At 33.4% G+C, this 15,314-nt stretch carries 8 protein-coding genes and 5 pseudogenes; 4 read left to right on the forward strand and 9 right to left on the reverse strand.

The window, feature by feature from the left end; all coding sequences use genetic code 11:
* Positions 1 to 1,056: 1,056 nt before the first annotated feature.
* Positions 1,057 to 2,517, reverse strand: coding sequence for an alanine/glycine:cation symporter family protein (locus tag BAQ49_RS10950; RefSeq protein WP_071745338.1), 1,461 nt, complete (start codon positions 2,515 to 2,517; stop codon positions 1,057 to 1,059).
* 566 nt (positions 2,518 to 3,083) lie between these two features.
* Between BAQ49_RS10950 and brnQ the strand changes: the two genes are divergently transcribed.
* A complete protein-coding gene (gene brnQ, locus BAQ49_RS10955; protein WP_002151132.1) occupies positions 3,084 to 4,409 on the forward strand; it encodes a branched-chain amino acid transport system II carrier protein in 1,326 nt (441 codons plus the stop codon).
* Between the two features lie 608 nt (positions 4,410 to 5,017).
* Positions 5,018 to 5,803, forward strand: a pseudogene (locus BAQ49_RS10960) (sulfotransferase family 2 domain-containing protein).
* A 132-nt stretch (positions 5,804 to 5,935) separates the two neighbouring features.
* Here the strand turns inward: BAQ49_RS10960 and BAQ49_RS10965 are convergent.
* From BAQ49_RS10965 to BAQ49_RS10975, 3 genes and pseudogenes are all read right to left on the reverse strand, one after another.
* Positions 5,936 to 6,445 (reverse strand): annotated as a pseudogene (locus BAQ49_RS10965) (dUTP diphosphatase).
* A 46-nt stretch (positions 6,446 to 6,491) separates the two neighbouring features.
* A pseudogene (locus BAQ49_RS10970) lies at positions 6,492 to 6,656 on the reverse strand (HNH endonuclease); the annotation flags it as partial.
* Positions 6,657 to 7,298: 642 nt separating this feature from the next.
* On the reverse strand, positions 7,299 to 7,667 hold the full coding sequence (locus tag BAQ49_RS10975) for a DUF898 family protein (protein ID WP_002035452.1): 369 nt from the start codon (positions 7,665 to 7,667) through the stop codon (positions 7,299 to 7,301).
* Positions 7,668 to 7,853: 186 nt separating this feature from the next.
* Between BAQ49_RS10975 and BAQ49_RS10980 the strand changes: the two genes are divergently transcribed.
* Positions 7,854 to 8,540, forward strand: a complete 687-nt coding sequence (locus tag BAQ49_RS10980) for an IS6 family transposase (protein WP_071745339.1) — start codon at positions 7,854 to 7,856, stop codon at positions 8,538 to 8,540.
* Positions 8,541 to 8,577: 37 nt separating this feature from the next.
* Here BAQ49_RS10980 and colA read toward each other — a convergent pair whose 3' ends face one another.
* From colA to BAQ49_RS11005, 4 genes and pseudogenes are all read right to left on the reverse strand, one after another.
* Entirely contained in the window at positions 8,578 to 11,487 is a 2,910-nt protein-coding gene (gene colA / locus BAQ49_RS10985) for a collagenase ColA (RefSeq protein ID WP_071745340.1), read from the reverse strand.
* 292 nt (positions 11,488 to 11,779) lie between these two features.
* Positions 11,780 to 12,948: pseudogene (locus BAQ49_RS33500) on the reverse strand (ABC transporter permease).
* A gap of 58 nt (positions 12,949 to 13,006) precedes the next feature.
* Positions 13,007 to 13,219, reverse strand: a complete 213-nt coding sequence (locus BAQ49_RS34260; RefSeq protein WP_422653191.1) for a CDI toxin immunity protein — start codon at positions 13,217 to 13,219, stop codon at positions 13,007 to 13,009.
* Positions 13,220 to 13,227: 8 nt separating this feature from the next.
* Positions 13,228 to 13,407: a CDI toxin immunity protein gene (locus BAQ49_RS11005; RefSeq protein ID WP_071745344.1), complete on the reverse strand. Its 180-nt coding sequence runs from the start codon at positions 13,405 to 13,407 to the stop codon at positions 13,228 to 13,230.
* 562 nt (positions 13,408 to 13,969) lie between these two features.
* On the opposite strand from BAQ49_RS11005, the pseudogene BAQ49_RS33505 reads away from it, so the two are divergent.
* Positions 13,970 to 14,218, forward strand: a pseudogene (locus BAQ49_RS33505) (hypothetical protein); the annotation flags it as partial.
* 32 nt (positions 14,219 to 14,250) lie between these two features.
* Here BAQ49_RS33505 and BAQ49_RS11015 read toward each other — a convergent pair.
* Positions 14,251 to 15,314: acyltransferase family protein (locus BAQ49_RS11015; RefSeq protein WP_131802714.1), on the reverse strand; the 1,064-nt coding region annotated here is incomplete at its 5' end.

Genomic DNA, 15,314 nt, shown 5'->3' on the forward strand with positions numbered 1-15,314 from the left:
TAATAAAGAAATTTCAAGAAGTGAGTATAATCGGTTGGTAGATACGTTTTATCGGCCACAACAGAAAGAAACTATGAAGTAAGTGTTTATGTAAAAATAAGGAATCACATATAAAGTAAAGCTACATCAAGAACACTTCAAAACCTATATATCAAGTGACCATTATAAAATATACCTTTCAGGTACCATGCGGATCGACAGAATCAAAGCGTTGCCAGATGGACAAAAAATAATTATGAGCGGTGAAGAAATTCAAAATAATATCAACTTTTTCTGTTTTACCGCTTAGTATGATGTTATTAATTTTTAAAAAGAAGAAAACGATTACAATTTTTAACTATTCCACTAAAATATAACGATAATTTTAGTGCCCTATCACAAGCTGGATAAATAAAATCCCACCTGAAATGAAAAAATACGCTATCCTTTCTGTAGAATCATAGGAAAGGATGGCGTATTTTTGAGTGAATTTATACCCAGGTCTATTTACTTAATATGGTGGCCCTCATTGTAAAAACTAAAATAAATTACATTTTGCAGCAAAATCAATTCATAATAATTAATCAAAAGACGATTATACAAATAGCTGCTGATCCTTTCTATATAGACGTTTTCATCCCCCTTAAAAATAATGAATTAACTAAATTTCACCACAATTAAATGACATATATCATACTCATGTGGAGTTGGCATAATCACTCATTATCTTAGTAGACAAAAAAGCTAATTTTGGGGGTACCTCAAAACACTACTATCAAGCTAGCCAAAAAAAACTAATATTTTGGCATATAAAAACACCATAAACCATCATTTGTGATGTTATAGTAACTATCTTGGTTTAATCATAATAAAAAAGTAAAAGGAACTAGTATTATACTAGTTCCTTTTACTTAGAGACTCATATTAGGCAGGGTACCATAGAATATGAATCAATTAAACATGAAGAAAAAAGATACCAATCTTTTATAATTAAATACTAGCAAATATTTTCAGAAAAATCATCATTTATTTGTTGGATATTTATTCCTTATTATATTATCTATTCACACTAGGATTTCATGAAGCGTTTTTTTCATTATCCTTTTTGTATTTAGTCTCCCAAAAATCAGCATTTTTAATGCCCAATCCTTGCGGATTAAATACAGGATCCTTGCCTTTTTTCTTTTGCCTTTCATAATCTTTTAAAGTTAAAAGTGCTGGTTTTTGTAGCAATAAAATAGCAACAATATTAATCCAAGCCATAATCCCAACACCAATATCACCCAAAATCCATGCAGTTGTAGAACTTTTTACACAGCTATAGAACACAGCTCCTAGAAAAATAAATCTTAATACAAATGACATCCACGGACGATCTTTATATCGGTTTAAATATTCAATATTTGTTTCGGCAATATAGTAATATGCCATAATGGTTGTAATAGCAAAAAATAGTAAGCTAATCGCAATAAAACTATTTCCGAAACCAGGGAATACTGATTCAACAGCTGCCTGTGTATATCCAGGGCCCGGTTGTGCCCCATTCAAATTATTCACAATAAACGATTTTCCGCTTACATCAAATACGTTATACATACCCGTAATAATCATCATAAACGCTGTTGCTGAACAAACAAATAATGTATCAATGTAAACGGAAAATGCCTGTACAAGACCTTGCTTAGCCGGATGTGACACTTCAGCTGCCGCAGCAGCATGTGGGCCAGTTCCTTGTCCAGCCTCATTTGAATAAATACCCCGTTTTACACCCCAAGAAATCGCTAACCCAATAATCCCTCCGAAAGTAGCTTCTAATGCAAATGCACTCTTAAAAATCAACATGAATGCTTCTGGCAATTTTTCAATATTCATAAACACAATTACGCAGGCAACCAGAATATATCCAACGGCCATAAACGGCACAATAACCTGTGCAACATTAACAATACGTTTAACCCCACCAAAAATAATAAGTGCCAATGCTATAACTAATATGACACCTGAAATAGATGTATTTATACCAAAAGCTGTTTCTAAACTAGAGACTATACTATTTGCTTGTACGCCTGGAAGCAGTATTCCTGTTGCTAGAATGGTTGCTATAGCAAAGAAAATTGCATACCATTTAATTCCCAATCCTTTTTCAATGTAATACGCTGGGCCACCGCGAAATTGACCTCGATGCTTAGTTTTGTATATTTGAGCCAGTGTCGATTCTACATAAGCTGAGCCTGAACCTAAGAAAGCTACAATCCACATCCAAAACACGGCTCCTGGTCCTCCAAAAGCAATCGCTGTTGCAACACCAGCGATATTACCTGTTCCAACACGTCCTGATAAAGAAAGAGCTAATGCTTGAAATGAAGAGACACCAGCTTCGGATTTTTCTCCTTGAAAAGTAAGCTTTATCATTTCGCGCACATGGCGTATCTGTAGAAATTTCGTGCGGGCTGAAAAATATAACCCCGTTCCTAGACATAAATAAACCAATGCAGGACTCCAAATAAGATTATTTAACCAATTTATGAAAGAATCCACGTATCTCACTCCTTTTATTTTTCTATAAAAACTGAATAGACAGATTTTAAAAACTTACATCTGTTTTTTGAAGCCATTTTAGGTGTTAATAGACATCCCATTGAACTAATGATTAAGATTATAAACAGGAGCGTAGTGCAAGAAATGCAATAAAATAAATTTCTAAAATTACTATTATTGATAAAAATCAGTTCATAAAACCCCTCCTTTTCGCGAAAAATGTCGATTTTTCTGCAATTCCTGTCCATAATAACATGATATTTGATAAAACACATTTATTTTTTCAAAAAATCAGATTATTGAGAAGAAGGCGATACAAAATACAAGATAAATATAACTTATAGATTAAATTTCAATATAATAATGTTCGGTATAAAGATATTTCTATAATTAGAGTAAGACAGCACAATACATTTGAGTATTCATATCATTTTATTTAAAATAGTATTTTAAGTAAAACAAGGAATTTTTTTCATTTTTATTTTTCTGTATTTTCTAATTTCATATGTTATAATGAAAAAAACTTAAATTTCGACATTTTTCGTCAATTAAAAGGAGAGTGCTCTATGAAACAATCGTTAACTTTTAAAGAAACAATCCCTATTGGACTTATGTTATTTGCAATATTTTTCGGTGCGGGTAATATGATATTCCCTCCATTATTAGGATATTCATCTGGAACAAATATTTGGATATCAATTTCGGGATTTGTTGTTAGTAGTATTGGACTTCCATTATTAGCCATCGCTGCTATTTCCCTTTTTGGTGGAAATGTTAGTACCCTTGCTAGTAGGATTCACCCCGCCTGTGGTGTTATTATCCCTCTAATCATTTATTTAGCAATCGGCCCTTTTTTCGCCATTCCTCGTACAGGCACTGTTTCATATGAAATGGCAGTTGCCCCCTTTTTAAGTACCACCATGCAAAATCAATGGTATACATTACTTCTATATACATTTATATATTTCAGCATAACGTTTTATTTATCTTTAAATCCCTCTAAATTGGTAGATAGAATTGGAAAATATTTAACCCCGCTGTTACTAATCATGATTAGTATTATTATTGTTAAAGCAATTTCTTCACCAGTTGGATCTATTTCAACACCCTCTGATTCATATCAGGAAGCTCCTTTTTTCAAAGGATTTATTGAAGGATTTTTAACAATGGATGCCCTTGCTGCTCTCGTATTTGGAATTATCGTAATTAACGCTATAAAAGAAAAAGGTGTTACAAATAAAAAATCCATTGCTAAATCTACTATAGTAGCAGGTCTTATAGCCGCACTTGGATTATCTATCATATATATATCACTTGCTTATATTGGAGCTACTTCTCAAACATTTGGCACATTTGAAAACGGAAGTGTGTTATTAACAAATGTAGTACAACATTTATTTGGTCAATATGGTCTCTCCTTATTAGGAATTACAATGTTATTTGCATGTTTAACTACATCTGTAGGACTCGTTTCAGCATGTGGGAGATTTTTCACAACACTATTTCCAAAGATTTCTTATAACAAAATCATTTTAATTATTTGCTTATTTAGCTTTGGGGTATCAAACCTTGGTTTGTCTATGCTAATTAAACTTTCCCTACCTATCCTAATTGTTATCTATCCTGTAGCAATTGTGCTAATTATCCTCGCTTTTTTTGATCGGTTTATAAAAGATAAGCAGGCTGTCTATGTTGGATCAGTTTTAGGAGCATTACTGATTAGTATAGTACAAGGATTAGAAACAGCAGAACTTGCTAGTGACTCGTTGCTTACTTTCATGCAATACGTTCCTCTATACAATGAAGGAATGGGATGGATTTTAATAGCCTTACTTGGTGGTTTGATTGGTTTGATGATTTCAGGAAGAACTAAACAATGTTCTACTACCTAAAATCATTAAGGCAATTGTAAACATTGGAACAATGTAACTCTAAAGGGGCGTCTGATTCGTGTACAAAAAGAAAATATATAAACGAAAATAGTATCGGGATTGAATTTTTCCTGGTATTAACATTATGTTAGCTGAATCACAGTTACAACATTTGAAATAATTCTTTTTCTCTTAAATAAGGATTTTGTTAAAAACTTAAATGCATATGTTTTTCGTTATATAATTAAGTTATCAATATATTAGGAGTGTTAAGTGTGTCAGAAACAATAATGATTTTGTTATACATCTGTTTCGGAATGAGTGCAGTTTTTAGCTTAATAAAGGAATTTCGAAAGCCACAGAAGAATCAGTTCTTGGTTGTATTTGATTCTCTAATTTTGATAGGAGCTATATTTTTAATAGCTAGTATCTTTATCTAAATTACATACGATACTCTCCAGGGATTGAAGCAGCTAGCAAAAGCTAACTGCTTTTTTAATTTAAATAACGCTTTTGTTGAAAATTTATATTCTTTTAAATTATCGGTTCTACTTCTCTTCTCTTGTTCATATGCCAAGTTCTTTATTCATACACTAAAAATAATTGGCATTACTGAATGGAGGGAAAAAATGTCTTTTGCAAATATTATTAAATACGGACGTGTCCCCCACTTTAATACAAACTTCCCTTTGATTTTATTTTGGAGTCAAAAAAGTGGTTGTACTTCTCTTGCACATTGGTTTTTTTATCAAATTAATTTATTTAAACAAGCCATAAAATACGATTCTTTCATCCATAATTATGAACATGAAATATACAAAAATTCCTCAGACTACTTTATTGAATTAGCTGCAGCTTTATGTTCAAAAGAAAAAGATACCTATAAGTTAGTAAGAAACCCATATACAAGGGCAGTGAGTTCATTCGTATCACTAATTGCTCCTCCTTATATAGAAAACCCAGCATGGGATCCTATTCGAAGGTTTTATTATGGTAATGATACTTGTAATAAACCTATTTCGTTTAAAATCTTTCTATATTATTTAAAAGCACAAATGACTGATTTAGAACAAATAGATCCACATTCCTTACAGCAATATGTACAAGGTGAAGAAGAATTTGTTACAAACTATGTTTACCTTGAAAATTTCTCTACTGAAATTACAAATCTCGAAAAAGCATATCAATTAAAAGCCTCTCCTTTACACATATTGACTTAATCATGGCACCATCAAATAGACAAAGCAATTTTTAAAGGTGCCTATGCAGATGCTGACATTACAGATCCTTTATTCCCACGAATCCCAACATATGATAGCTTTTACGATCATGAAACTATTCAATTAGTACAGGGAATTTTTTACAAAGATTTCATCACATACAAATATCCATTAACCCCGTTATTAAACAAGTGATTTTCTAACCACAGTTTCATATATTATAGAGAAACTTAAATTCACCTATTTAAGTTTCCTCATAAAACTCTCGTAGTAAGCTGGGACACTGTGAAGCAGTGTCTTTTTTAATAAAATTCAAATTTGGTCTTACTATCCGTTTGCTAATCGATCATAATTTACTTGGTTCTTTTCGAAATAGGCCTTCTCCATGTCTTCGTATGTCATGCCCATCTTCGTACCAATTGCCAACAATGCATTTAATGCGAAGGCATAACCAACTTTGCTGCTCTTATTCGCTGTGTAAATCTCCTCAAATAACTGATGGTATCTTATAACATCGAATTCTAATGTTTTCATTGATATTTCTAACGCCTCAATGCCTCTGTCAGATAATACAAACTCACTATGCCCTTACTTATTACCTAAACTAGCCATAAAGTGCATGCAATCCGCCCATTCATCGTACTGACGCGCTTTATCATCCTTCTTGTTCTTCTTCCAATATTTGAAGAACCCAATCTCATTTGAAAGCTCACCTAACTCCGTATATAACGCCTGTGTCACGTCTCCAGTTAAATTCTGACCTTGTAACCCATGTACCTCAACTACCTTACGATCTAGCTTGTCCTGCGCTTCAAAAATCTTTTGTATGTTTAACATTTAATTCCGCTCCTTATAGGTAATTTAATAATGTATCTTATGTAAACTAAATATAAGTAAGTAAACAATTTTTCTTTTTGAATGTGCTTCCGTGTTTTCTATTGTGGTAATCCACACAGATTGTTTCTAGATTATCTATATCTAATACGAGTGTTGAATGATGTTCGAGTTCTTTTATATGATGGATAACGAGTTGCATCTTCTTATGCTTCTGTTGTTTTGCTTTGTATTCATTCATGAAGCTTCCCCCTCCAACTAAGCAATATCAAATGTTAGAATGATAATCCATAAAGGTGTTAAAGAAGTGATAAATACTAATGATACAAAACAAGCAGTCTTTTCTATCACATTATTAGATCCCTACAGTCTATTCAATGGACTTAGAAACGTGGATAAACTTTGACCAATTTTTTAACCAATTTTGTTTTTCCACTCGTGGTTATTGTTGTGTCTTCTATTTTTAGCAAATGGCTTGATAATTGCCTAGATAATTATAAACACCGTAAAAAACGCTATAACTAACTCCAATAGATCGCGCTCCATTCAGGATAACTAACTGGAACGTTGGCATTTTTTGCATACTTAATAAATAGCAAAAAAAGCAAGTCTGCTGGAACAGGCTTGCTTTCTGATAGAGCTCTGACAACTCAAAAACCATTTCTCTATATTATTTTAAAATAGTAATTTATGAAAATTATTGCACTCACTTAATAGAGAAATTAAAGTCATGAACCCTTACATAAATATTTTAATGATTACTATAATCAATCGCAAAAATTAAAACAACGATATATAACACTAAATGAATTATTTTTAATGTACGTAATTTCATAATGCATCTCTTAATTTCCACTTAATTAACGAAGGTTGTATTTTTTACTTTCCAGTCTTCAAGTTTAATGCTAACCCAAAAACCATAGATACCTAGTGTAATAACTGTTAGAAGTAGCCATTTAATCCAGTTACCAAACAAGCCAACTGCTGAACCGTTAAATTTCATTCTATGCCCATCAACCACAGTATGGTTAATTTTCCAACCATAAACCATACACAACGCCCACGGATAGCAAATACCAAGCGTGAACACTGTAATAAGCGCTCCCAAGATACTCCAACCAATGAAGCTCAAAAGTCCACCATCAAAGAAAGACTGACGCCCCCATTTTGATTCTGGTCCATAGTTACTTCCTGCATTAACGTTTATGTTAATATTTTCTGCCATAAAACACACTCCTTTTCCAGTTTATCGTGATTAGCGCACGTATTTTATTCAATATAATCTTACATATTTTAGCACAAAAATGTTACTTCCATAAATTTTTTAAACGTTTAGTTATTTCATTGGTTCTGTTGCAAAGTTTCCTACATGAAGCTACACTCTAGAAAACAGGATATAGGAGAATCAGACATGAGGTACTTTAAAGGAAAACAATTCAAGAGAGATATCATTTTAGTAGATGTCGGCTACTACTGCCGTTTTTCTTTAAGTTATCGCGATGTATCTGAAATCCTGAAAGAACGTGGTATTTTAGTTCATCCAACAACCATCATGCGATGGGTTCATGAATATGGAAATCTCATCTATCAAATTTGGAAAGTAAAAAATAAATCTGCACGCTTATCTTGGCATTTGGATGAGACGTATATCAAAGTTAGGGGAGAATGGCGTTATCTCTATCGTGCAATTGATAAAGATGGAAACACGTTGGATATTCAACTTCGTAAAAAACGGGATCATCAGGCTGCCTATGCCTTTATGAAAAGATTAGTAAAACATTTTGGAGAACCAACAGTTCTCACTACAGACAAAGCTCCGCCCTTGCTTTGTGCGTTCAAAAAACTGAAGAAGAACGGCTTTTATGTACGTACAAAACATTGTACCGTTAAATATCTCAATAACCTACTTGAACAGGATCATAGGCATGTAAAGAGACGTTTTGCCAAATCCGCAGGATTTCAAAATCTTAGTCATGCTTCACGAACCATAAAGGGGATTGAAACGATTCAGGCCATATATAAACAAAGACGAAGTCTTGAATCAGACTCCGTCTTTTCAGTGTACAAAGAACTACAGCAATTAGTAGCGATTGCTTAAAGTCTATTTCCAATCTGTAGACCTCTCTATATTTTTTCTAACTTTGCAACAGAACCGAATATGTTCCCTTTCCGTTTTCCTTTTCAAAAAATGAGACTAAATAATACTTCCCAGGTTTCGCTTCAAATTTCCCTTTTATATTATTTCCATCCGCTTGGCCCGTAATAACAGGATGTTCTAAATCTGATTCGTGATATACATCCCATTGTATCCCAATTCCCTGTTCATCTATAAAAGAAATATCTACTTCTTTTGGAGATGTGACATTAAATGTGTGCATATACGCCATATTCGGACGATCCATATCTCCTTTTGAAAGCTTATTAAAACGAATTACCTTTGCATTTTGATAGTTATGACCTGCTGGCTCATCCTGTTTTACGGTAACCGATGTTTGTCCTCGGCCTACTTTTCCTTTATTATCTTTCACTGTTAGCTTTGCAGTATATGTTCCCTCTTTTCCATATACATGAGTAGGATTTGCTTCTGTACTTGTTGTACCATCCCCAAAATCCCAGAGATAAGAAACAATTTTTCCACCTGTGCTTTCTGTACCATCACTATGAAACTCAACTTTTTCATTTAATATTTCATTGTACGGTCCATTCATATTTACTTTAACAGTCTGTTTTTCTTCTTCTCCCGTTGCAACACCATGGAATACAACATCATATTCAAATTGATTTTTCGCATTCACACGATAATTAACAAAATACGCTGTAACTGTTTTGTAGCCGCTCCATTCTTTTTGCGCTAACTGTTCTAAAGATTGATTGATTTTCTTGCTCATCGTTTTCCAATCCTCAGATTCTCCTTTTGTTACGCCACCTGAATATGTCCCTTCTAATGTAAACGTATCAAAAAATTGAGACTTATGCTTTGTAATCGTTGCATCTTTTATCTTTGCTACATCTGTAATGTCTTTCTTTACATCAGCTAGTGGCTTTGGTAAAGGGGTAGCTAAATAATCATCTGATACTTGCGGAGTATTATATGTACCCTGATTATCAATTAACTGCTTCATATAGTCTTGGTATCCTTTATTTAAATTTGGATCCTTACTTAAAGCTTCACGATATGTATCATAATTCTTCACATCATTTGCACGAATGAAATCTTGAATCTTATCGAAAGCTTCAAATTGATGAGTATATAAGTAAGACTGCAGTGCAAAAGAATAATTATAAAAGTCCCATTTTTCGTCTCCTTCTCCTTCTCCATATTTCGAAAATAATGTTCGTTCTGCTGTATAACGTTTCGCAGGATCAGATGATAATCCACTAATTATACTTTTGCGCGGAACAACATTATTCGTACGAGTAGATCCTGCAAAAAATTCTGCATTTCCTTCTTCAAACCAAGTCAAACGTTGATCTTGATACATTTCTCCTTGTCCCCATGATCCTGGAACTTCGTATCTTCCCTGTAAATAGTGTGTAAATTCATGACGGAACAATTCTTCCAAACTATAACGACTTTGCTGCGGTGTACGCTCAAATGTAAAGAACGTTCCGATTCCTTCAATATAAATTCCACCATTATTCGTATCATATCCATATAGTTGGCTATTTCGTTTATATTCATCTGGATTATTATAAATGACGATTGTCAGTACATCATCAGCTTTCCCTGATTCTAACGCTCCATCTTTTCCAATTACACGATGATACTGCGCTTTTACTTCTTTTGCAGCCCAATATAATTTCTTAACCTTTTCTTCCGTTACTTTATCTCCTGTTTTAAATACAATAGAGCCGTCATCGAATGTATACGTTTTTGGTAAGTACTGCTGCTGGCCTTCTTCACGTATTTTCTTAAAATCTACTGTATTTCCGTTATAATCTTTTCCACCATAGTTTGTTGAAATTTGCTCTACCGCATTAAAATAAGCCTCACTTAAACGAGGGTACATATGCATTGCTTGTGTAAGTACTTCTAAAGGTTTATTTGGATTACTATGGAAATTCCCTAAACGACCAGTATAATATATACCATTATTAATTAACCATTTATTTTCTGTTGTTAGATGGTTCAAAAGAGCCATTCGACTAACTTCATTTATGTAACCATCAATTTTCCCATACCATATTGTTTCATCCGCTTTTTTACGTGTCTCAAACAAGTAAGACTGTATATCATCATCAATCCCTTGTATAAGCTCATACAAGGCGTCCCCTTTCTTCTTGTCACTTATATATGTGGAAATATTATCGTTATATTGCTTTAATATATTCGCCGCATATTGAACTGTTTCAGCATCACAAGAAGCGTTTCTAATTAATTTACCGTATGCAGATACCACTGCATCCTGTTTATCTGTACCAAATTTAAAATTCGGATTTTTTGCAATTGCTTTTAATGCAGGTAAACATTTATCATGAAAGCTTCTCTCATTTAAATAGCTTACCTCTCTATTATTAAAGCCTACATAAGATATGGAACGTAATACTTCAGCAAACGTCTCAATCCCTTTTGTATCATCTTTTGTAAATGTGCTTCCACGACGACCTAATTCATCAATAATAACCTGTATTCGCTCTTTATTCTGATAAAACTCTTTTGTTTCTTGATTAAATTGATCTAAATCTGTAATTTGATTCCAACTAATACTTGCCAATGTATCGATGAATTCGTCATTACTCATTCTATTCAGCTCTGCCACAGAATACTTTTGCTGAAATTGCTTTGCCGCTGCTCGTTTCACGACCGGAGCTGGACGTTGTGAAAAATCGCCTACTTTTAAACGTTCTTCATAAGACAATGTTTCGTCTGCTTTTGTAGAATGTGCAATTTCATCTGTTGAAGTTTCTATCCCAATTGGTTTCTTTTGTAACACATTATAAGGTGTGTTTTCTTCCGCTGATACTTGTGTTTGGATACTTCCAAATGATAAGGCTATTGTACTAATACCGAGCATCATTTGGGTAAACCTTGATTTCTTGTTCATAACATTTCCTCCATTTGTATATTACATTCAATAAATAACATATTATCCCGATGAAATAATGTAAAATGCAATATTGCATATTCTTTCTTTGTACATTTCTGTACACGGTAATGTTGAACAAAAAATCATAAAATGCCTCCTATTTTTGTGTTTAAAAACCTTGTAAATTTACGTGTGTTCAGATAAACATACCTTTGCAAACAAAAAAGAATCCCAAAAGAAACGAGGGATTCTTTTTTGCTTTATCTTTTTATCAGAACCACATTAAATAAATAGCTTTCTACTAATAAACTTATTCATAACGAAGCGCTTCAATTGGATCTAATTTTGCTGCTTTGTTCGCTGGAATCAACCCGAAAATAATACCAAGTGTCATAGAGAATAACACACCGCCAACGACTACTTGCCATGAAACAAGTGGTGGCCATTTTGCAAATGTTGACACAATATATGCACCTCCATAACCAAGGCCAATTCCAATTAGTCCCCCAAGAAGCGTTAACATAACAGCTTCAATTAAGAACTGTAGTAAGATTTTACTACGCGTTGCTCCAAGTGCTTTACGTACCCCAATCTCACGAGTACGCTCTGTTACAGATACAAGCATAATGTTCATAACACCGATACCACCAATAATCATCGTCATGATATTTGTCATTTTGGAAATACCCTCTTGAATTTCTTTTAAGTTTAGTACCTTATATTTACCTGTAAACTCACTTTGCTTACGACTATTTAATACATCAGCTGCTTTCTTTCCAGCGGCATCTAAATTATCGATTTTTTTCGCTTGGACAGAAATACTTTGAATTTCATCTGTTCCATACAATGTTGGCCATAACGCTAATGAAATAACGCCTCGGAATCTCCCATTCCCATAAATCCACCTGTAGCTTCATATACACCAACGATTTGCATTGGTTGGCCTTTCATTTCAATGATTTTTCCAATGGGATTCTCTTTTTCAAATATCCTTTTTTCTAAACCCGCGCTAATCATGACAACATTATTTCCTTGTTCAATATCTGTATCATTTAAAGAATGACCTTTTTTCACCTTAACTTTATTTACAGCAAAGTATTCATCGTCTAGCCCTTTTATATTTACCATTTCTTTTTTATCATTAACATCTAGTGTTTCCATATTTTAATTTGTCTTAATTACATGTGCATTCTCTGGAATCTTCTTAATTTCAAAAATATTTTCTTCTGTCAATTTCGGTTGTCCTATTGATTCCATACCGGATGGATCATTCATGTTGGCCTTATAATGAATAGAAATCACACTATTTCCAGAACCAACAAATTGTGATTTTAATGCAGCTTCCCCGCCCTGTCCAATCACAACAACGGTAATAATAGAACCTACACCGATAATAATCCCTAGCATTGTAAGGGCTGAGCGCAGCTTATGAGCTAGAATAGAAGATAGGGCAATTTTGATACTATCTAGTAAACTCATACCGCGCACCTTCTGTCTTCTGTAATTTTTCCATACTGATCACGCACCTTTTTTAGAATTATACTATCAGTATGTCCAAGTTTAGGAGATTACTTGCAATAGTCTTGAAATTTTCGCACCAGAATCCATATATCCAAGTATCAAAGCTAACGGCATTAACATCGTCTATTACTTCGAAAACCTTATCTAAGTCTGTCTTACCAATTGGTAATTTCCCTTCATCCCAAATTAAATAAACCTTCTTATTATATTCATCGTAACAACTATTCAAATGTGAAATTATTCATCAATTGTATTTATTTCAATGCACTGAGTTATTTTTGACCATTCAATACGTCCCCCTTGTGTAATATAAAAATTAGTTTCAAAATTTATAAGAACCATTTCTCTTTCTTCTTTAGATAAGATTCTTATATTCTGTCCCAAAGTTTCAATACATTCCTCTAACAATGTTTCCATACTATCACCTACTTGTTTAAATGATTTAATAATGATATATAAGTTTCTTCGTTCCCCTCAAGTCGAACCTTTTTATCGGGTTGTAAAGAGATATGAGGAAAAGGGAGTGAAATAAATAATCGTATACAACCACTCTCTTATTATAGATATGTTCTGTTTGTGAACATATAAAAAGGGAAAAGAATTATAAAAATCCTTCTCCCTTTTTACCTACTGGAACTTTCATAATCATTAGCTTCGCAGTACATCGAAAAATGCTGTAGAATTTACCTTTTCTATCATAACAATATAAGCCGTCCTTTAATATGTAATATTGCATATTAAAATATAATGTTATCTATATAACCGCTTACTATAATGAGAGTATAAAAATTCATAATATATTAATATAAAAATATGGATTTTTATATTGATTTCCGAACAACTCATTCTCATGAGAATATAACATTCATGTTGGATTATCTACGTAATCATTTTTGCACCAGAACCAAAAATAAGCCCAAAGAATTAAATAATTCTTTGGGCTTATTTTTAAAGTTAGGAAGTTACATTCTTTCTTCCTATAAATAATCTCACAGAACAGGACCAGCGACATGTAAAGCGACAGACACTTTTCCAAATCAGCAGGATTTCAAAACATTCGTCATGCCTCACGTATAGTAAAAGGCATCGAAACCATTCATGCCCTGTATAAAAAAGACGGAGTCTTCAACCAAACTTCGCTTTTTCGACGTATAATGAATTACAGAAATTATTGATGACTGCAAAAAATTTGTCTTCCTCAACCATAGATCTTTTACATTTCAGTTAATTTTGCAAAAGAAGTTAATAAAATATATCTAATTATTGATTCACCGCTTTGGCTACAAGTGCTGCGTATGCTTCTGCACCTACTTTGGTTAAATGCACACCATCAGGTGCAAAGTAGTCTCTCTTTCCAGCACTTGCTGCATACCAATCTACTAGAGTTATATTCGGATATTCAGATGTTGTCGCTTTTAATCTCTCATTCACGATTGATTCCCACGGACGTGGTACCCTCGTATTAATAAATATCATTTTACGTTCATTCCCAATTAAATTTATTAATGATACAAGTTGCTCAGTAGTAAAGGCTCCATTTGTACCTAATCCAATAATAACATAGTTCCCTAAATTCCCTTCATTCTTTAACTGTTCAACTACTGGAATCGCTTTTGACAGTTGGCGACCAATTTGTGCATCAATCCTAATATCAGGAAAAGTATTTTTTAAATACGGAGCAATATCAATCATAACGGAATCGCCTATTGCAGTAACGGTGTGAGCATCTTTAGGTTGCGCAGAATTTACTTCTTTTGATTCTTCTTGATTTTGAGGCGTCTCTTGAGTTGGATTATCCCAAGATGCAACTGGATGTTTCGCAGGTTGTGTTTGTACTGCTTCCGCCTTATCTAGTTGAGGATTCTCCTTAGCCTTACTAACTTTTGATAACCCAAAGACGGCTATCGACGAAACGCATACTGCACAAATTAAAGCTAACTTAACACCTAAAGCGACATTTTGAATTCTTAAATTCTTAAACTCAATATTTCGGAGCGCACCTTGTCGGATTGGTTTCTCAATATACTTCCATGAAATTTGCGCAATCATTATAATAAGAAGAAATTGAAGAATTGCTCTTATTAGTGAAAAATCTCCAGCATTTACTTTTGGAGTCGTCAATGTAAGAATTGGATAATGCCAGAGGTATATGCCATACGACCTTATCCCTATCCAGCGTAAAGGCCTAAATCGTAAAAATTGAGCGATGCGGCTAGCTGGATGAGCAAGATTTGCCACTAATAATGCTGTTGCAATTGATAAGAGAACCATTCCTCCATTGTATAGAAACGGATCATATTGATTCGTCTTCCAAAACATAAGCA

It is taken from the genome of Bacillus proteolyticus (genome assembly GCF_001884065.1).
GTDB lineage: Bacteria > Bacillota > Bacilli > Bacillales > Bacillaceae_G > Bacillus_A > Bacillus_A proteolyticus.

Coding starts and splice junctions, on each gene's coding strand:
- BAQ49_RS10975 (WP_002035452.1), bottom strand. CDS start 7,667: ATGGCAGAAAATATTAACATAAACGTTAATGCAGGAAGTAACTATGGA.
- colA (WP_071745340.1), bottom strand. CDS start 11,487: ATGAACAAGAAATCAAGGTTTACCCAAATGATGCTCGGTATTAGTACA.
- brnQ (WP_002151132.1), top strand. CDS start 3,084: ATGAAACAATCGTTAACTTTTAAAGAAACAATCCCTATTGGACTTATG.
- BAQ49_RS11005 (WP_071745344.1), bottom strand. CDS start 13,407: ATGGAAACATTGTTAGAGGAATGTATTGAAACTTTGGGACAGAATATA.
- BAQ49_RS10980 (WP_071745339.1), top strand. CDS start 7,854: ATGAGGTACTTTAAAGGAAAACAATTCAAGAGAGATATCATTTTAGTA.